At 70.9% G+C, this 18123-nt stretch carries 16 protein-coding genes and 1 pseudogene; 15 read left to right on the top strand and 2 right to left on the bottom strand.

Going from position 1 to position 18123, the window contains the following annotated elements:
• The first annotated feature begins 112 nt into the window (after positions 1 to 112).
• The 11 genes and pseudogenes from OG462_RS04235 (at position 113) to OG462_RS04185 (ending at position 11928) form a co-directional block, all read left to right on the top strand.
• The gene (locus OG462_RS04235; protein ID WP_406054562.1) at positions 113 to 1123 is read left to right on the top strand and encodes a hydroxyacid dehydrogenase; all 1011 of its coding nucleotides are present in this window, start codon (positions 113 to 115) and stop codon (positions 1121 to 1123) included.
• A gap of 341 nt (positions 1124 to 1464) precedes the next feature.
• On the top strand, positions 1465 to 2796 hold the full coding sequence (locus OG462_RS04230; protein WP_406054560.1) for an extracellular solute-binding protein: 1332 nt from the start codon (positions 1465 to 1467) through the stop codon (positions 2794 to 2796).
• Positions 2793 to 3788 carry a carbohydrate ABC transporter permease gene (locus OG462_RS04225; RefSeq protein WP_406054559.1) on the top strand — a complete coding sequence of 332 codons (996 nt, stop codon included), beginning with the start codon at positions 2793 to 2795 and terminating at the stop codon, positions 3786 to 3788. The genes OG462_RS04230 and OG462_RS04225 overlap by 4 nt, the downstream gene beginning before the upstream one ends.
• Positions 3785 to 4651, top strand: a complete 867-nt coding sequence (locus tag OG462_RS04220) for a carbohydrate ABC transporter permease (RefSeq protein WP_406054557.1) — start codon at positions 3785 to 3787, stop codon at positions 4649 to 4651. The genes OG462_RS04225 and OG462_RS04220 overlap by 4 nt, the downstream gene beginning before the upstream one ends.
• A gap of 36 nt (positions 4652 to 4687) precedes the next feature.
• Positions 4688 to 5713, top strand: a complete 1026-nt coding sequence (locus OG462_RS04215) for a 5-dehydro-4-deoxyglucarate dehydratase (protein WP_406054555.1) — start codon at positions 4688 to 4690, stop codon at positions 5711 to 5713.
• On the top strand, positions 5710 to 6978 hold the full coding sequence (locus tag OG462_RS04210; RefSeq protein WP_406054553.1) for an enolase C-terminal domain-like protein: 1269 nt from the start codon (positions 5710 to 5712) through the stop codon (positions 6976 to 6978). Before OG462_RS04215 ends, OG462_RS04210 begins: the two co-directional genes overlap by 4 nt.
• 49 nt (positions 6979 to 7027) lie before the next feature.
• Positions 7028 to 8359: an alpha-L-fucosidase gene (locus tag OG462_RS04205; RefSeq protein WP_406054551.1), complete on the top strand. Its 1332-nt coding sequence runs from the start codon at positions 7028 to 7030 to the stop codon at positions 8357 to 8359.
• A gap of 44 nt (positions 8360 to 8403) precedes the next feature.
• Complete coding sequence (locus OG462_RS04200) at positions 8404 to 9861, top strand: polysaccharide lyase 6 family protein (protein ID WP_406054549.1); 1458 nt, start codon at positions 8404 to 8406, stop codon at positions 9859 to 9861.
• Positions 9862 to 10016: 155 nt separating this feature from the next.
• Entirely contained in the window at positions 10017 to 10688 is a 672-nt protein-coding gene (locus tag OG462_RS04195) for a FadR/GntR family transcriptional regulator (RefSeq protein ID WP_406054547.1), read from the top strand.
• 265 nt (positions 10689 to 10953) lie between these two features.
• Positions 10954 to 11367 (top strand): annotated as a pseudogene (locus tag OG462_RS04190) (amidohydrolase family protein); the annotation flags it as partial.
• A gap of 102 nt (positions 11368 to 11469) precedes the next feature.
• The gene (locus OG462_RS04185; protein ID WP_406054546.1) at positions 11470 to 11928 is read left to right on the top strand and encodes an SRPBCC family protein; all 459 of its coding nucleotides are present in this window, start codon (positions 11470 to 11472) and stop codon (positions 11926 to 11928) included.
• A 13-nt stretch (positions 11929 to 11941) separates the two neighbouring features.
• On the opposite strand, the gene OG462_RS04180 is transcribed toward OG462_RS04185, so the two are convergent.
• Positions 11942 to 12736, bottom strand: coding sequence for a YqjF family protein (locus OG462_RS04180; protein ID WP_406054544.1), 795 nt, complete (start codon positions 12734 to 12736; stop codon positions 11942 to 11944).
• A gap of 113 nt (positions 12737 to 12849) precedes the next feature.
• Entirely contained in the window at positions 12850 to 14049 is a 1200-nt protein-coding gene (locus OG462_RS04175) for a S8 family serine peptidase (RefSeq protein WP_406054542.1), read from the bottom strand.
• A gap of 261 nt (positions 14050 to 14310) precedes the next feature.
• Between OG462_RS04175 and OG462_RS04170 the strand changes: the two genes are divergently transcribed.
• The 4 genes from OG462_RS04170 to OG462_RS04155 all read left to right on the top strand — a co-directional run bounded on the left by OG462_RS04170 (position 14311) and on the right by OG462_RS04155 (position 17846).
• Positions 14311 to 15300 (top strand): DUF1996 domain-containing protein, encoded by a 990-nt coding sequence (locus tag OG462_RS04170; RefSeq protein WP_406054540.1) that lies wholly within the window; start codon positions 14311 to 14313, stop codon positions 15298 to 15300.
• Between the two features lie 108 nt (positions 15301 to 15408).
• Positions 15409 to 15987 (top strand): sigma-70 family RNA polymerase sigma factor, encoded by a 579-nt coding sequence (locus OG462_RS04165; protein ID WP_406054538.1) that lies wholly within the window; start codon positions 15409 to 15411, stop codon positions 15985 to 15987.
• Positions 15984 to 16712, top strand: coding sequence for a zf-HC2 domain-containing protein (locus OG462_RS04160; RefSeq protein WP_406054536.1), 729 nt, complete (start codon positions 15984 to 15986; stop codon positions 16710 to 16712). The genes OG462_RS04165 and OG462_RS04160 overlap by 4 nt, the downstream gene beginning before the upstream one ends.
• A 177-nt stretch (positions 16713 to 16889) precedes the next feature.
• Positions 16890 to 17846, top strand: coding sequence for an SCO0930 family lipoprotein (locus OG462_RS04155; protein ID WP_406054535.1), 957 nt, complete (start codon positions 16890 to 16892; stop codon positions 17844 to 17846).
• The last annotated feature ends 277 nt before the right edge of the window (positions 17847 to 18123 follow it).

Here is an 18123-nt window from a genome sequence, read left to right as displayed (position 1 = left end):
GGGAATGCAAGCAATGGGGCGAAGTTTTGTCCAGTCCTTCGACGCGATCAGGTTTGTCCTCCGATGTATCGTGTGGCCCGCCGATACCGCCACGCCCCAGGAGGCCGAGCCGATGGCAACTGCGACGACGATGCCCAACGCCCTACTGGTCATGGAGGAGGAGCGCAGAGCCGATGTCTACCCGGCGCACGTCCTGGAGGGCATCGGACGCCTGGCGCGCTGGCACGCGCCCGCGCTCACCCGTGACGCTCTCCTCCGGGACCCCGGTGTACTGGAAGGGGTCGACGTTCTGCTCACCGGCTGGGGAGCGCCGGTGCTCGACGCGAACCTGCTGGCCCATGCGCCGAGGCTGGGCGCGGTGATGGTGGCGGCCGGTTCCGTACGGCATCTGACGCCGCCGGAGTTCTGGGCCCGCGGCATCCCCATCGTCTCCGCGGCCAGGGCCAACGCGGTTCCGGTCGCCGAGTTCAGCCTGGCCCAGATCCTGCTCGGCCTCAAGCAGGTCCATCGCCTCGGTCGCCAGGTGACGGCCAGCCGTCAGTTCCCGCACAACCCCCGGGTGTCCGGCGGATACGGTTCCCGGGTGGGGCTGCTCGGCCTGGGGGAGATCGGCCGGCTCGTCGCCGAACACCTGCGGCACTTCGACGTCGAGGTGCTCGCCTGTGACCCCGTGACCGACCCGGCCGCCGCACAGGAGCTGGGCGTCCGACTGACCGGCATCGAGGGCCTGTTCGCGGCGTGCGACGTCGTGAGCGTCCACGCCCCGCTCCTGCCCGAGACCGAAGGCATCGTGGGCAGGCGGCTGATGTCGCTGCTCCCCGAGGGGGCCACCCTGATCAACACGGCCCGTGGTGCCGTACTGGACGAGCCGGAGGTGATCGAAGTCCTCTACGACCGGCCCGACCTCACCGCCGTACTCGATGTGACCTGGCCCGAACCGCCCGACCCCGGTTCGCCGCTGTTCACGCTGCCGAACGTCCTGCTCACCCCGCACCTCGCCGGCGCCATGGGCAGGGAACGCGCCCGTCTGGGCGAGCTCGTACGCGACGAACTGCGGCGACTGGTACACGGCGAGCCCCTGCGGCACGCCGTCGAACCCGCCCAGGCGTCGACCCGGGCGTAGCAGGGGGACCTCGGGCGGGGGCCTGTCGATGCCCGGTGGTGTGGCCTGTTTCCAGCGCACCGACCTTCCATTTCCGCTCAGACATCGGAGCTTTAATCGATGTCTGAGCGATGGCCTCCCGGGAGCGCTCCCGACGTCGAGGCGAAGCGCTTCACCTCTCTCGCCCGCTCCATGACTGCTCAAGCGGGTGATGAGTACGCCGACAGGTACGCGTCACCATCCGCCCTCATTCGTTTCAACTCTTTTCAGTCATCGGACTATTGACCCTCGTTCGGCCGGGCGTTAGCGTCCCCGGCAAGCGCTTACAGGCCAGCTGCCGAGGGCGGCGAACAGGAGTTGTCATGCAGAGAACGCGATGGATCGGTGCGGGTTTTCTCGCCTCGGCGTTGGCCCTGACGAGCTGTACGTCCAGTCCTGCGGGGGTGGATGCCAAGCAGGACTCCAAGGCGGAGCTGGAGCTGTGGACCAGGACCACACCCGGAGGGCCGGGTGAGAAGGCGACGCTGAGGCTGGTCGCCGGGTTCGAGAAAGCCACCGGGTACAAGGTGAAGGTCACGGCGATCTTCGACGACTTCGAGACGAAGCTCCAACAGCGCGCCGCCCAGCGCAAGTTGCCCGACATCGTCATGAACGACGTCACTCAGCTCGGCGCGATGCACAGCCAGGGACTCCTCCGGGAGATCGACCTCAGCAAGATCAAGAGCAGCCAGGACCTCGTCGAGCAGGGCCTGAACTCCGGCAAGAGCGTCGAGGGCAAGCAGTACGGCATCCCGTACTCCGCCCAGGCCGGCGCCCTCCTCATCCGCAAGGACTGGCGCGAGAAACTGAAGCTGGAGACCCCGCAGAGCTGGGACGACCTCGCCGCGCTGGCCACCGCCTTCACCACCCGCGACCCCGACGGCAACGGCAAGCAGGACACCTACGGCCTCGCCGCCCCGCTGTCGACCAAGCGCGGCTACGCCTCCTGGTACTTCTCCAACTTCCTCTGGGCCGCGGGCGGAGACTTCATCACCGAGACGGGCCAGGGGAAGGGGAAGTACAAGCCCTCGATGACCAGCAAGGAATCGACGGAGGCCATGCGGTGGTTCCGCGCCCTCGGCTGCGACAAGAAGGTCGTCCAGCCCGGCGCCGTCACCATGGACACCCCGCCGACGAACGAGACGTTCGAGGCGGGCAGGACCGGCATGTTCGTCGTCGGCCCCTACCTCATGCCCCGCTTCGACAAGTCCCTGGGCAAGGACAAGTACGAGGTCGTCCCCCTGCCCAAGGGGCCGAAGGACGCCACCGTGCTCGCCGAGGGCGGCTCCGTCTACCTGATGGCCGGTTCGGAGAACCGCGCCGGACAGGACGCCTTCGCCGGGTACGCCATCTCCGCCGAGGGCCAGAAGCTCGGCATGGAGGGCGAGGACGGCTCCACCGTCCAGCTCCCCGTGAACAAGACGGTGGACGTCACCGAGGTGCGCCCCGACCCCCGCTGGAAGACGTACGCCGACGTCTACCGCGCCTCCGGGCGCTACGCCCCCTCCATCCCCAACTGGACCCCGGTACGGCAGACCACCGCCGAGACCGTCAACGCGCTGATGGCCGACTGCTCCCTCGACCTCGACGCGAAGCTGGGTGAACTCGACAGGAAGCTCGCCGAGATCCTCCAGGAGCAGGGAATCGCCGGATGACGAGCGTCGACCAGGTGAAGCCGGCCGCCGGCACGACGGCCGCCTCCACCCAGCGGGCCGAGCGCGGTCCGGCGCCGTCCGCGACAGGAGGCAGCGGCCCGCCCGTCTCCCGCCGGGTGCGGAACCGTCGCGGGGGCAGCTGGTGGACGCCGTGGCTCTTCCTCGCCCCGGCCCTGATCCTCTTCCTCTACTTCAAGTTCATCCCCATGGCCAGCGCGCTGACCATGTCCTTCCAGGACGTCCAGCCCTACCTCGGCAACCGGTGGGTCGGCGGCGAGAACTACGCCACGGTGCTCTCCTCGGACGGCTTCCGCGAGGCCGCCTGGCACACCGTCGTCCTCGCCGTCGGCCAGACCCTCGGATCGATGCTGCTCGGCCTCGCGCTCGCCCTGCTCATGGAGGGACAGGGCCGCAAGCTCGGCTTCGTCCGCTCGGCGGCCTTCCTCCCCGTCGTCGTGCCGATCGCGGTCGTCGCCGAACTCTGGCGGATCATGTACCACCCCACCGGGGACGGCATGCTCAACTCCCTCCTCGGCCTGGTGGGGTTCGGCCCTTCGGGATTCATCAACGACCCCGACACCTCGATGGTCTCCATCATGCTCACCGGCATCTGGCGGGGCGCGCCCTACGACATGATGATCTTCCTCGCCGGTCTCGCCGGCGTGGACCGGGGTCTGTACGAGGCCGCCAAGGTCGACGGGGCGTCGAGGTTCCAGCGCATCCGCCATGTGACGGTCCCCGGACTGCGGGCCGTCCTCACCATCCTCTTCATCCTCGCCGCCATCCGGGGCCTGCGCGTCTTCACCGAGGTCTTCCTGCTCACCAACGGCGGCCCCGACGGCTCGACCGAGGTCGTCATGACCGTGATCTACAAGCTGGGCCTCGAACAGAACCGGCTCGGCGTCGGCGCGGCCGGCGCGGTCCTGCTGTTCCTGGCGACGCTGCTCCTGACGGTCGGCGTCCACCTGTTCCGACGGAGGGGTAACGAATGAGCGCGCCGACCGAGACCGCGCTGGGGCTCACCGAGAGCCGGAGCGCCGGCGGCCGCGTCCTGAAGGCCGTCACGTACCTCCTGGTCCTGGTGGTGTTCGCGGGACCGCTGCTCGCCCTGCTCGTCAGCGCGTTCAACCACGTCAAGGACCCCACCCAGCTCAGTGTCATCCCGTCCGACCCCACCGTGGACAACTTCACGGTCGCCTTCGACCAGGGTGTCCTGAAGTACCTCCTCAACTCGTTCTTCGTCGTCGGGTTCGGGCTGCTGCTCCAGGTGGCCGTCTCCGTCCTGGCGGGCTACGCCCTGGCCAGGAAGCGGTTCCGGGGAATGACGCTGGCGTTCGTCGCGATCCTGGCGACGCTGATGCTGCCGGAGGAGATCCTGGCCATCCCGCTCTCCGTGATCCTCGCCGACCTGCCGGTCGTCCACATCAACCTGATCGGCTCCCTCGCCGGCATGATCGTGCCCGTCGGCGCCTGGGCGTTCTCCATCCTCGTCATGACCGAGTTCATGAAGGAAGTACCCAAGGAACTGGAGGAGGCGGCGCGCATCGACGGTGCCGGAGACCTGCGGATCTTCGCCCAGATCATCCTCCCCATGTGCAGGCCCGCGCTCGGCGTCATCGGAGTCTTCGGCTTCACGATGATCTGGGACCAGTACCTGCTGCCCCTGCTCGTGGCCACCGACTCCTCCTCGTACACCCTGCCGCTGGCCCTGCGGACGCTGCGGGTCGACCCCCTCGTCACCCCCGGCGTGGTGATGGCCGCGTCGCTGCTCGCCCTGCTGCCGTCCGTCATCGTCTTCCTCTTCTTCCAGCGCTCCTTCGTCCACGGCCTGTCCAGCGGTGCCCTCAAGGGCTGACCCGTACGGCCGACCCCCTCGAAAGGACCACCTCCCGTGATCCCGTCCGGCCTGATGTCCTTCCCGCTCACGCCGTTCACCCCCGCCGACGACGTGAACACCGGCGTGTTCGCCGACCACATCGAGGACCAGCTCGCCCACGGCCCGGCCGCGCTCTTCGTCGCCTGCGGCACGGGGGAGTACTCCTCGCTCAGCGCCCCCGAGTACGCCGAGGTCGTCCGGCACGCCGTCCGCGTCGTCGCCGGCCGCGTGCCCGTCTTCGCCGGCGCCGGCGGAGGCCTCGGCAACGCCCGGGCGGCCGTTGCCGCCGCGTCGGACGCGGGCGCCGACGGGATCCTGCTGCTGCCCCCGTACCTCGTCGGCGGCACCGAGGACGGCTACCTCGCGTACGTGGAGTCCGTCGCCCGCGCCGGTCGCCTCCCCGTCCTCGTCTACCGGCGCGGCCTCGCCAGGATCGGCGTGTCCACAGCCCTGCGCCTGCTCTCGGTGCCCCAGGTCGCCGGGATCAAGGAAGGCGACGGCGACCTGGACTCGATGGCGCGCATGGTCACCGCCGTACGCACCAGCGGTGACCCCCGCGCCGAGACGTTCGCCTTCCTCAACGGACTGCCCACCGCCGAGGTCAGCGCGAGCGCCTGCCGGGCCATCGGCATCCGCGACTACTCCTCCGCCGTGCTCTGCTTCGCACCCGACATCGCCCGTGCCTTCCACACGGCCCTGACGACCGGCGACACCGTCACCACCAGCCGGCTCCTCGCCGACTTCTACCTGCCGCTGACCGCCCTGCGCGACCAGGTCCCCGGCTACGCCGTCTCCCTCGTCAAGGCCGGAGCCCGCCTGCGCGGGCTCGACGTCGGCCACGTGAGAGCGCCCCTGGTGGACGCGGCCCCGGACCACGTCGACCAGCTGAAGGACCTCCTGGACCGGGGCAGGCGGGCACTGGCCGACGTCACGGGTACCGGTCCCGGTGCCGGCGAGGCCGACAGAGCAGAGGGCGCCGGTGCCGAGGCCGACAGGGCAGCAGGTGCCGGTGCCGCGACCGCCGTGGCGGTCGCGTCGTGAAGGTCACCTCGGTCGTCGTCACCCCCGTCGCCTTCGCCGACCCGCCGCTGCTCAACGCCGTCGGCGTCCACGAGCCGTACGCCCTGCGTGCGGTGGTGGAGGTCAGGACCGACACCGGCGCGTACGGCCTCGGCGAGAGCTACGGCGACTCCGCCCACCTCGAACTGCTCCGCCGCGTCGCCGACGACCTGCCCGGCCTCGACCCCTTCGACCTCAACGACCTCTCCCGGAGAGTCGACGCGGCCGTCGGCGGCCGGGTCGCCCGCGACGCCCACGGTCTCATCGGCGAGGGCGGCGCCGCCAAGACCCTCGCGAGCGTCACCTCCCCGTTCGAAGTGGCCTGCCACGACCTCCAGGGCAAACACCTCGGCAGGCCCGTGTCCGACCTCCTCGGCGGCGCCACCCGCGACCGGATCGACTTCTGCGGCTACCTGTTCGCGAAATGGGCCGCGCACCCCGGCCACGAGCCGGACGAGTGGGGGCCGGCCCTCGACCCCGCCGGACTCGTCGCCCAGGCCCGGCTCCTGGCGGACCGGTTCGGCTTCCGCTCGTTCAAACTGAAGGGCGGCGTACTCCCTCCGGAGCAGGAGGTCGCCGCGATCCGGGCCCTGCGCGAGGCGTTCCCCGACCACCCGCTCCGCCTCGACCCCAACGCGAGCTGGGAACCGGCGACCGCCGCCCGGGTGGCCGACGAACTGGCGGGAGTACTGGAGTACCTGGAGGACCCGGTCGCCGGCATCCCCGCGATGGCGGACCTCGCCCGGGTCGCCCCGATGCCCCTCGCCACCAACATGTGCGTGGTCACCTGGGAGCAGCTGACCGAAGCCGTTCCGGCCCGGGCCGTCGGCGTCCTGCTCGGCGACCATCACTTCTGGGGCGGCCTGAAGGCCACACAGCACCTGGCGACCAGCTGCCGCCACTTCGGCATCGGGATGTCCATGCACTCCAACTCCCACCTCGGGATCAGCCTCGCCGCGATGGTCCACCTCGCCGCCGCCACCCCCGCCATCACCCACGACCTGGACACCCACTGGCCCTGGAAGCGTCCCGAGGACGACGTCGTCACCACGCCGTGGAGCTTCGTCGACGGCGCGATCACCGTCCCGCGCACACCCGGACTCGGCGTAGAGCTGGACCGCGACGCACTCGACCGGTTGCACGAGCAGTACCTGGCGTGCGGCCTGACCCGCCGCGACGACACCGGCTACCTGGCCCGAGCGGCCCCCGGCGTACGGCTCCGTGAAGACGTCCACGAGCCGGCCTGACGGCGTCGCCGCCCCTCCCTCCCCCCGACCGCACAGGAACGATGCCCCCATGACCACCTCCAGCGCCGACGCCGACATCGCGTCGACCCCTTCGCCCGACACGACGTGGTTCACCGACGACCGCTTCGGCATGTTCGTCCACTGGGGCCTCTACTCCCTCGCCGCACGCCACGAGTGGGTGAAGACCAGGGAGAAGATGACCGACGAGCAGTACCAGGTGTACTTCGACCACTTCGACCCCGACCGCTACGACCCGGTCCAGTGGGCGAGGACGGCGAAGGCCGCCGGCATGCGGTACGTCGTCCTGACCACCAAGCACCACGACGGCTTCTGCCTCTGGGACAGCAGCCTCACCGACTACAAGGTGACGAAGACGCCCCACGGCCGTGACCTGGTCGGACCGTTCGTCGAGGCGTGCCGCGCCGAAGGCCTCAAGGTCGGCTTCTACCACTCGCTGATCGACTGGCACCACCCGTCGTTCCCCGTCGACGGTACGCACCCGCAGCGCGACGACGAGGAGTTCAAGGCGGCCACCGCCGACCGGGACATCCGTGAGTACCAGGAATACCTGCACGGACAGGTCCGCGAACTCCTCACGGACTACGGACGGATCGACTACCTCTTCTTCGACTTCTCCTACGCGGGCCGCGAGTGGTGGGGCGGCAAGGGCCCCGACGACTGGGACTCCCCGCGCCTCATGGCGATGGTCCGCGAGCTCCAGCCGCACATCCTGGTCAACGACCGGGCCGGCCTGCCCGGGGACTTCGTCACGCCCGAGCAGTACCAGCCCTCCGCCCCCATGACCGTCGACGGCCGGCCGGTGCTGTGGGAGGCGTGCCAGACACTCAACGGAAGCTGGGGCTACGACCGCGACAACCTCGACCACAAGAGCCCCGACCTCCTCATCCGGATGCTCGTCGACGGCGTCTCCAAGGGCGGCAACCTCCTGCTGAACGTCGGCCCCACCGGCCGCGGCGACCTCGACCCGCGCGACACCGCCGCCCTCGCCGAGATCGGCCGCTGGACCGGCCTGCACGAACGGTCCGTACGCGGCTGCGGCCCCTCCCCGTACACGCCGCCCGCCGACTGCCGCTACACCCAGCGCGGCGACCGCCTCTACGTCCACCTCCTCGCCTGGCCGCTGCGCCATCTGCACCTGCCCGGCCTCGCGGGCCGGGTGCGCTACGCCCAGCTCCTGAACGACGCCTCGGAGATCCTCCAGGAGCCGCTCGACCCCGACCGCCCGGCCATGAACACCCAGATGGGCGGCCAGCCGCCCGGCACTCTCACGCTCCGGCTCCCGGTGCGGCGGCCCGACACCCCCGTGCCCGTCATCGAGCTGTACCTGACGGACCCGTCCGGGCCCGGCGCCTCGATGTGACGCGCCGTACGCGTACCACTCATCCGACCGACCACGGAGGCACCATGCAACGACGCACGTTCCTCACCGGCACCGCGATAGGGGCGGCCGCCGCCGTCCTGCCCCTCTCCGCACCGGCGTACGCGAGTTCCGCCCGGTGCAGGCCCGCACGACCCCTCGGCCCCACCGTCGACGTCGGCTCCCTGGACGACCTCCAGGACGCGATCGACGCGGCGGGACCCGGCACCCGCATCGTCGTCGCGAACGGCACCTACACCGTCCCCGCCGCCAAGCCCATCACCGTCACCGGCAAGCACGGCTCCCGGAGCGCGCCGATCACGATCGTCGCCGCTTCACGGGGCGGTGCGGTGCTGCGCGGCGAGCGGAGCTTCGTCTTCGACGCTTCCAGCGACGTCACCGTGAGCGGCTTCTCCTTCCGCCAGAGCACCACCCTGGAGATTCCGCCGACCTGCACGTACATCCGGCTCACCCGCAACGACTTCCAGCTCGCCGACATCGAGGGCCTGCACTGGGTCATGGTGCGCGGTGACGAAGCCGTGATCGACCGCAACCACTTCCACGGCAAGACCACGCTCGGCATCTTCCTCGGCATCGAGGGTTCGGGCAGCGAGGCCATGGCCCAGGGCGTGCACGTGCACCGCAATCACTTCTCCGACCACACCTTCGCGGGCGCCAACGGCGGCGAACCGATCCGCCTCGGCGTCAGCCCCCGTGCCCTCTCCAGCGCGCACGCGCTCGTCGAGTACAACCTGTTCGAGCGGGCCAACGGCGACCCCGAGGCCATCTCCGTGAAGAGCTCCGACAACGTCATCCGGTACAACACCATCCGCAACAGCCTCGGCGGCATCGTCCTGCGCCACGGCAACGGCACGCGCGTCGAGGGCAACTACCTGATCGCCGGCGAGGAGGGGGTACGGATCTACGGCAACGACCACGTCATCGTCAACAACTACCTGGCCGGCCTCACCGGGCGGGCGATGGTGATCGGCAGCGGAACGGAACGCGACCACCTCCCCGGCGAATCGGCCGAGGCCCGCCGGGGCAACGACGCACCCGACCGCGTCCTCATCGCCCACAACACGCTGTTCGACAACGCGGACGGCATCTCGGGCGAGAGCCACCGCCCGCACGAACCCCGCGACGTCACCGTCGCCGACAACCTGCTGGTCGGCGAGACCGGCAGCCTGGTCGAGATGGCGACCACGGTCCGCTTCACCTGGCAGAGCAACATCCTGTTCGGCGCCGCGGCCGACGGGAACATCCCCGCCGGCGGGTTCCTGCGGGCCGATCCCCGCCTGGTACCGGGCTCCGACGGGGTGTACCGCCTGTCGAGCACGAGCCGGGCGATCGACGCGGCCACCCTCAGCCCGTCGCCGGTCACCCACGACATCGACGGCGACGCGCGCGGCGGTGCGCGGGACGTGGGCGCCGACGAGTACGCGACGGCCGCGCCGATCCGCCGGCCTCTGACCCCGTCGGACGTGGGCCCGAACGCCCGCTGACGACGGTGTTGTGAGGGACGGCCGGTCCGCAGTACGTACACTCCGGGCCGGCTGTCCCCCAGTCCCGACGTGCCCGGTGGGCCCCAGGCCACCCTGCAGTAAGGTGGCGACCAGCAGACACATCCGATGTATAGGGCCGTGCACAGGAGGACGCCTTGGCAGTTACGGACGAGGCGATCGGGAAGATCAAGGAGATGATCGTCTCCGGTGCGCTGCGCCCGGGGGACCGGCTGCCCAAGGAGGCCGACCTCGCCGCCGAACTGGGGCTGTCGCGCAATTCCCTGCGCGAGGCGGTGAAGGCGCTGTCCCTGCTGAACATCCTCGACGTACGGCAGGGCGACGGGACGTACGTCTCCAGCCTCGAACCGCCGCTGCTGCTCGAAGCGGTGTCCTTCGTCCTGGACTTCCACCAGGACGACCAGGCGCTGCAGGCCCTGAAGGTACGGGGCATCCTGGAGCCCGCGGCGACCGCACTGGCGGCGGAGCGGATCCCCGAGGACGAGATCAGGGAGCTCGGGGAACTCCTCGACCGGCTCGGGGACGCGCCGAGCCTGGACGAACTCGTCGCCAGCGACCTGGAGTTCCACCGGCGCATCGCGGCGGCCTCCGGGATCCCCCTGCTGTGCTCGCTCCTCGACAGCATCTCCGGGGCCACCGTGCGGGCGCGTCTGTGGCGCGGTATCACCGAGGAGACGGCCGTGGCCCGGACCCTGTCGGAGCACCGGGCGATCCTGGACGCGCTCGCCGCACGTGACGCGCGGACGGCGGAGGCCTGGGCGACGATCCACATCTCCAACGTGGTCCGCTGGCTCGACAGCGTGCTGTGAGAGCGGCCGGCACCGCCCCGCCACGCCGGCACCGTCCACGACCGGGCGCTCGTTCCCACGGGAACGGGCGCCCGTTGTCGTGCCGGGCGCGATGTCGTCCGCGGTGCCGTTCTCCATGCCGTTCTCGATGTGCGAGAAACATCCGATGTCTACTTGCCGCACCTCTCGCGAGCGCCGTATCGTTCACGCTCAAAAGGCCAATCACCCGATCTGTGCAGATGGTTGGGGCTGCTCCGTGTCGGTCGGGCGGATGAAGCCGGACAGGAAGCTGCCGGAGCTGACCTTCGTACTCGACCACGCGGCGAAACCGCCGATCGCGGGCGGGGACCTCGAACCCTGGGCCGCTCGCCCGCTCGCCTTCGCCGCCCTGCCGAACACCGTGGGCAAGCTCTCGGGCCTGCACACCGAGGCCGACCGGCGCACCTGGACCGTGCGGGACCTGCGCCCGTACGCCGACACCCTGCTCGACGCGTTCGGCCCGAGCCGACTGACGTTCGGTTCCCACTGGCCGGTGTGCACCCTGGCGGCGTCGTACGCCCGGACGCTCGCGACCGCCGGAGAGCTCACGGAGGCGCTGAGCCCCGGGGACCGGACGGCGGTCTTCGGCGGCACGGCGGTGGGGACGTACCGACTGGGGGAGATCGTCGCTCGCCGGGCGGGACGCCCGGCGGTCACGTAGGGTCATACTGCCGCTACGACCGTGGCGGTGGTACGACGAGGGTGAACGCCTCGTCGACGATGGCGCGGGCGGGGGCGCCGCTCGACCGATCTGGGGTGCCCCATGGCAGGACAGTTCGAAGCGACGTTCGAGGTCGATCGTCCGGTCGAGGAGGTGTTCGCCTTCCTCGCCGACGGGCGCAACGATCCGGAGTTCAGCCCCCGGGTGCTCAGGATCGAGCGGGTCCCGGACAGTCCGACCGCAGTGGGCACCGTCTTCCGGAGCACGGTCAAGGACGCCGGGATGAAGACCGGCAGGGAGTTCCGCATCACCGCCCTCGAAGCACCGGTGAAGCTCCGGTGGGCCGAGGCGTCCAAGAACCTCGTGACGGCGAGTGAGGGCGGCTACGACCTGGAGCCGCTCGCCGACGGCCGGACCCGGGTCCGGATCTACAACGTGCTCGAAGGCCACGGCCTGGGCAAACTCTTCGCGGGCCTGGCGCTCTCGGCCGCCCGCAAGGACGCCGCCGGCTTCGGCGCCCGGATCAAGGCCGCGGCGGAGGCGGGGATCGCCCCGCGCTGAGGCCGGAAGCGGGTTACCTCTCCCCGCTCCTCGGGCGCGGGATCGGCACGACCTGCGGATCGCGGGGCGGGGCGCTGAAGCGGACCGGAACGCCCGGCGAGTAGAGCACGCTCACGGGCGCGCCGAGCGGCTGCTCCAGGCCGGCGGCGGCAAGCAGCGTCTCGTCGCAGTCGAGGAGCCGGGCGCGGTGCAGCGGCCAGCGCGGGTGGGTGTTCGGGAGATAGAGAGGGCGCCCGCGGAACGCGCTGTGCATGCCCCAGCGGGCGGTCAGGAAGTGTTCGAGCGCGGTGGGCTCCTCGACCGGCTCGCCGATCTCCAGGCTGATCGCGCTGCGCGCCCCGCGCGGGCCGGGCCAGCGCCGACTGCTGGTGTACGTCACGGTGGCGCCGTCGTTCCGGACGCTCGTCCTGGACCAGACGTACGGGATCCGGAACGCCCACCGTCCGACGGTCACGGGGATCAGCCGGGACGCGTCGAGGGAGCGGAAGACCACACCACGGCGTCCGTGAGCGTCCACCGAGTAGAGCCGGACGTTGGTCTCGGGGAAGGTCCCGAGATAGGGGATCCCGGGGAGCCGGAACCAGCCGACCCGGTGCATCCGGAAGGCGACCAGGCCCACGTAGGTGACGCCGTCGAGGGTGTCGGGCACGGTGCCGGCGGGCAGGAGCGGGGCCACGTCGGCGGGGTCCGCGGCCCAGTGCAGGAACGCGAGGTCGAGCCAGGACTGGGTGAGCAGGGTGCGGTCCGGGCGGTGCGGCGGGTCGGCCCGTATCGGTTCGGGCTGCACGGCGGGCTGCGTCTGCGGCATCCCAGCAGTATCGGGCACCGACCCGAAGGAGGTGGCCCTCCACGGGGGTGTGGAGGGCCACCTCTTCACTGCTCATCGGGACGGGAGGGTTCCCGTCGGGTGGTGCGGCGCGGTTACGGCGCCACCTTCAGGAGCTTGTTCGCGGTGCCGGAGGACGGGTTCTTGATGGCGTCCGCGGTGGCCGCCCCGGTCAGCGCGGCGGCCGTGTCGGCCGGCGTCGCCGACGGGTTGGCCGCCAGATAGAGGGCCGCGGCACCCGCCACGTGCGGGCTGGCCATCGACGTTCCGGAGATCGTCTTGGTGCCGGTGTCGCTGTCGTTCCAGGCCGAGGTGATCTCCGAGCCGGGCGCGTACAGGTCCACGACGGAGCCGAAGTTCGAGAAGTCCGACTGCTCGTCGTCCTTGGTGCTGGACGCCACGGTGAGCGCCTCGGGCACCCGGGAGGGCGAGCCCTGTCCGGCGTCGGAGGACTCGTTGCCGGCCGCCACCGCGAAGGTCACGCCGGAGGCGATGGCCCGCTGGACCGCCGCGTCCAGGGCCTCGTCGGCGCCGCCGCCGAGGCTCATGTTCGCGACCGAGGGACCGGAGTGGTTCTTGGTCACCCAGTCGATGCCCGCCACGACCTGCTCGGTGGTGCCGGACCCGTTGTCGTCGAGGACGCGTACGGCCACGACCTTGGCCTTCTTGGCGACGCCGTGGTCCGTGCCGGCGATGGTGCCCGCCACGTGGGTGCCGTGGCCGTTGCCGTCGTCGGCGGTGTCGTCGTTGTCCACGGCGTCGAAGCCGTGGCTCGCCCGGCCGCCGAAGTCCTTGTGCGAGATCCGGACGCCGGTGTCGATGACGTACGCGGTCACGCCGTCCCCGCCGTTGTCGGGGTACGTGTACTTCTGGTCGCCGGCCGTGTCGGCCTGGTCGATCCGGTCCAGGCCCCAGGACGGGGGCTGCTCCTGCGTCTCCTTGATGCTGAAGCGCTTGTTCTGGACGACGGTTTCGACCGCGGGGTCGGCGGCGAGGCGCTTGGCCTCGTCGACGGACAGACCGGACGCCGAGAAGCCGTTGACCTCGGAGCCGTAGGAGCGGACGAGCGTGCCGCCGTACTTCTTCGCGAGGTCCGCCTTGTTCGCGGATGCGTCGAGGATGACGACGAAGCTGCCGGAGACGGCGCCCGGGGCACCGAGTCCGTGCACGGTGCCTTCGGCCGGGGCGGCTGCCCCGGCGAGGTTGCCCGCGAACAGTGCTGCTGCAGCCGCGGCGGCGGTACCTGTGGCTATGGCCGCGTTGCGAAGTCCGTGGGATCGCTTGTGAGTTGCCATGAAGATGGATCTCTCCTCGTGTTGACGTGTGGGGCGTCAAACGTTCGAGAGAACCCTGTGCGGATTGGCAGGAGCAAATCAAGAGCGAACCGTGGGTACGGGCTTCTTCAACAAGGTTTCTTAAAGGCATCTCCGCACCGCCTCCACGGAGCACACGCCCTCTGGCCAACTCCTCCGTGAAATGGTCACGTTCGGCAAGGGGGCCGGAGGTCACCGGTCCCCGGTTGACGTCGGCGGTGCGCAGCGGCGACCGTGACCGGCATGGGGAGAGAACACCGACTGCTCGTTCTGCTGGTCTGCCTGGTTCTGGGGGGTGTCCTGACCGCGGCCGTTCTCGGCGCGTCCGAGGAGGGCGGGCCGCACGGGGCGATGTCCGGGGCGCCCGCGCCCGGCGACTTCGTCGACATCCGCGACGTACCGCCCGCTCCGGAACGGGCCCCGCGTCCCGGCCCTGACGCCTCGACAGGCTCGTTCGCGGTCGACTGCGGCCGCAACGAGGAGGGCCACTACAACCAGGACAACCTGGTGATCTCACCCGGACTCCGCAACGGCGCCCACCACACCCACGCCTACGTGGGCAACCGCTCCACCGACGCGTTCTCCACCGACGAGAGCCTCGCCGCCGCCCCCACCACCTGCCGCGGCGGCGACCGCTCCACCTACTACTGGCCGGTCCTTCGCCGTCCCGACCTCCCCGCGACACGGCCGTACGAGAAGGCGGCCGCCCACGGCAACACGGGACAGATCCTCACGCCTGCCGACGTGCGCCTGGCATTCCACGGCAATCCGGCCGGCAAGGTCGTCCCGATGCCGCGCTTCCTGCGCGCGTTCACGGGCGACGCCGTCGCGTTCACCGCGCGCGGCGACGAAGGCGTGAGGGCGCGCTGGGGCTGCGCGAGCCTGCCCGACCGCTCCACCACCCGCTACCCGCGCTGCCAGGCGGGCGACCGCCTCACCCGCACCCTGGTCTTCCCCAGCTGCTGGAACGGCCTCGACACGGCCGATCCCGAGCGCACCCACCTGCTCTTCCCGGCCGCCAACGGTGTCTGCCCCCAGAACACCTTCGCCGTCCCCGAACTGCGCGTCACCCTGGCCTACGAGGCACCCCCGGCCGACGCGCCGATCGCCCTGGACTCCTTCCCCGAGCAGCGGCACAGCCCGAAGACCGACCACGCGATGTTCGTCAACGTGATGACGGACGGCCAGATGGCGAAGCTCGTCACCTGCGTGAACACGGGGCGCCACTGCTGAAGCACGGCAGAGTGACCCACATCACATGAACCAGGCGCGCCGGGGCCGCGTGTGGGGCACGGCGCGGACGGCGCCGACGATGCCGACACCGCAGACGGAGTGGATGGGATGGCCGGACCTCTATGGCCCCGCAGCAGGCGGGGATCGACCGACGAAGCACTGATCAGGGCGGTGTACGAGGAACACGGCAACGCCCTCCTCGCGTACGCCACCCGCCTGACCGGCGACCGGGCCACCGCGGAGGACGTCGTACAGGAGACGTTCATCCGCGCCTGGCGCCACTCCGACGCCCTCGTCAACGGAAAGGGCTCGGTCCGCGGTTGGCTCCTCACGGTCGCCCGGAACATCATCACCGACCGCTACCGGGCCAAGGCCGCCCGCCCCGCCGAGGTGGCGGAGTCCCCCGCGACACCCCCCGTCGAGGAGGACCACGCCGACTCGGTCGTCGACACGATGACCGTCCTGGGTGCCCTCGACCGACTGTCGCCCGAACACCGCGACGTGCTCACCGAGTTGTACTACCGCGAGCGCAGCGTCGCGGAGGCGGCCGACAGCCTGGGCATCCCGGCGGGCACAGTGAAGTCCCGCTCGCACTACGCGCTGAAGGCGTTGCGCGAGACGTTCAGAGAAGGAAACCGGTCGAGCGTGCCGCAGCAGCCCGCCGGACTCAGGGAGGTGGTCGCATGAACCGGCAGCAGCACGAGGAGGAGGAACTCCTCGGCCCGTACGTGCTCGGCGTACTCGACGACGCCGACACCCGGCGCCTGGAAGCGCACGTGAAGGACTGCGGGGCGTGCCGGCAGGAGGTGTCCGCCTTGCGCGAGATGGAAGCGGCGCTCGGCGAAGTACCGCAGGAGGCGTTCCTCGACGGACCGCCCCCCGGCGGCGACCTGCTCCTGCAGCGCACCCTGCGGCAGATGCGCGGCGAGCGCGCGAGCGCGCGGAACCGCCGACGCGGCCTCGTCGGCCTGGCGGCCGCAGCGGCACTCGCCGGCGTGTTCTGGGCCGGTGCGGCGACCTCGGGCACCGGCACGCCGATCGCCCAGCCACCGCCCCCGTCGCCGACCTCCACGACGGCCCCCGCCACCCCACCGCCGGGCACCCGCGTGGCCTCGGCCACCGACGCCACCAGCGGCGCGCGGATGACCGTACGGGTGACCCCGGCCGCCCGTTGGGTCCGCGTCCACGCGGCCGTGACCGGACTGCCCCCGGGAGAGCGCTGCAAGCTCGTGGTGGTGGGCCGCGACGGCACCAGGACCACGGCCGGAAGCTGGGTCGTGGGCGAGGCCCCGGGTGGCGGCGAGGGCAAGGGCGCCTCGCTCGACGGCTCGGCGGCGGTCGACCCGGCTAACGTCCGGGCGGTCGTGGTCGAGAACGAGGCCGGCAAGAACTTCGTCACCGTGCCGGTGTAGAAGACGAAGGCCGAGGCGACAGGAGGACGAGCAGCGCCGGCCGGGGGCAACCCCGGCCGGCGCTCTCGTGCGAGAGGCCTCGAAAAGAATTTCCGGATCCGTTGAACCCGCCCCGTACGGCCCGCGTGTTTCCGGTGCCGACAGAGACCAACGAACCACCGGATATGAGGAGTTCTCATGATGAACCTGCGCAAGCTCACCATCGCCGCAGCCGGGACCGCGCTCCTGCTCGGGGCGACGGCCTGTGGAACGCAGGGCACCACGACCGGCTCCCCGCAGCAGGCCCCGGCACGGACGGCCGCCCCCGTCGACGGCAACAGCAGCGCCGACGCGTACGGCAACGGCGATGCGTACGGCAACGGCGCGGCGACCGGCGCCGGCGCAGCCGCCGCCACCGCGTCCGGCCCGCTGGCGGTCCGCGACGACGCCACCCTGGGCCCGCTGGTCACCGACGCCGCCGGCTTCACCCTCTACCGCTTCGACAAGGACACGGCCAACCCCTCTTCGTCCGCCTGCGTCGGCGATTGCGCGAAGACCTGGCCCCCGGTCCCCGCCTCCGCCACCAAGCCCGGTGGCGTCGACGCCGCGAAGATCGGCTCGGGCCGGCGGGCCGACGGCACCGAGCAGCTGACCATCGCCGGCTGGCCGGTGTACCGCTTCGCCAAGGACACCGCGCCGGGTCAGACGAACGGCCAGGACGTGGGCGGCACCTGGTTCGCCGTCACCCCGGACGGCAAGAAGGCCGGCGTGAAGGAGGCCGGTGAGCCGGCCGGCGCGGCGCTCCCGGACCTCTCGCTCGTCGACAACGCCGAGCTGGGCGACATCATCCGTGACGGCAAGGGCCGCACCCTGTACCGCTTCACGAAGGACACCGCCTGGCCCATGAAGTCCAACTGCGAGGGTGCCTGCCTGGAGAAGTGGCGGCCCGCCAAGCTGGTCGACCTCGACAAGGTCGAGGGCATCGACCCGAAGAAGCTGATCACCTTCACCCGCTCGGACGGCACGAAGCAGCTCACGATCGACTGCTGGCCGCTGTACTGGTTCACCGGAGACAAGACTCCCGGCGACACCAACGGCCAGGGCGTGGGCGGCACGTGGTTCGCGGTCACGGCGGGCGGCAAGCTCGCCAAGTAACCACTGCGTGCCTGCACCGACCGGCCGACTCACCCGCCCCCGACCCCAGGGGGCGGGTGAGTCATGTGGTGGGGGAGGGACGGACGGACGGAGAGAAGAGCCGTTATTTCCGGTGACGCCGTGACGAAAAGGGGTTTCTTGCCCGCCTTTTCACCCGGCGGCGGGGTTTCGATTGCCGCGCGGAGTTCGCGCCGCACACCAGGGAAAGGGATATCCCGAGCAAAATAGGAGACCGCCATCCACCTGAAAGGCGCGCGGCCCGCCATTTCGACTCAAC

The organism is Streptomyces sp. NBC_01077 (genome assembly GCF_045162855.1).
Lineage (GTDB): Bacteria > Actinomycetota > Actinomycetes > Streptomycetales > Streptomycetaceae > Streptomyces.
The sequence above is the reverse complement of the archived record's forward strand: the minus strand, read 5'-3'. Positions and strand labels throughout refer to the sequence as shown.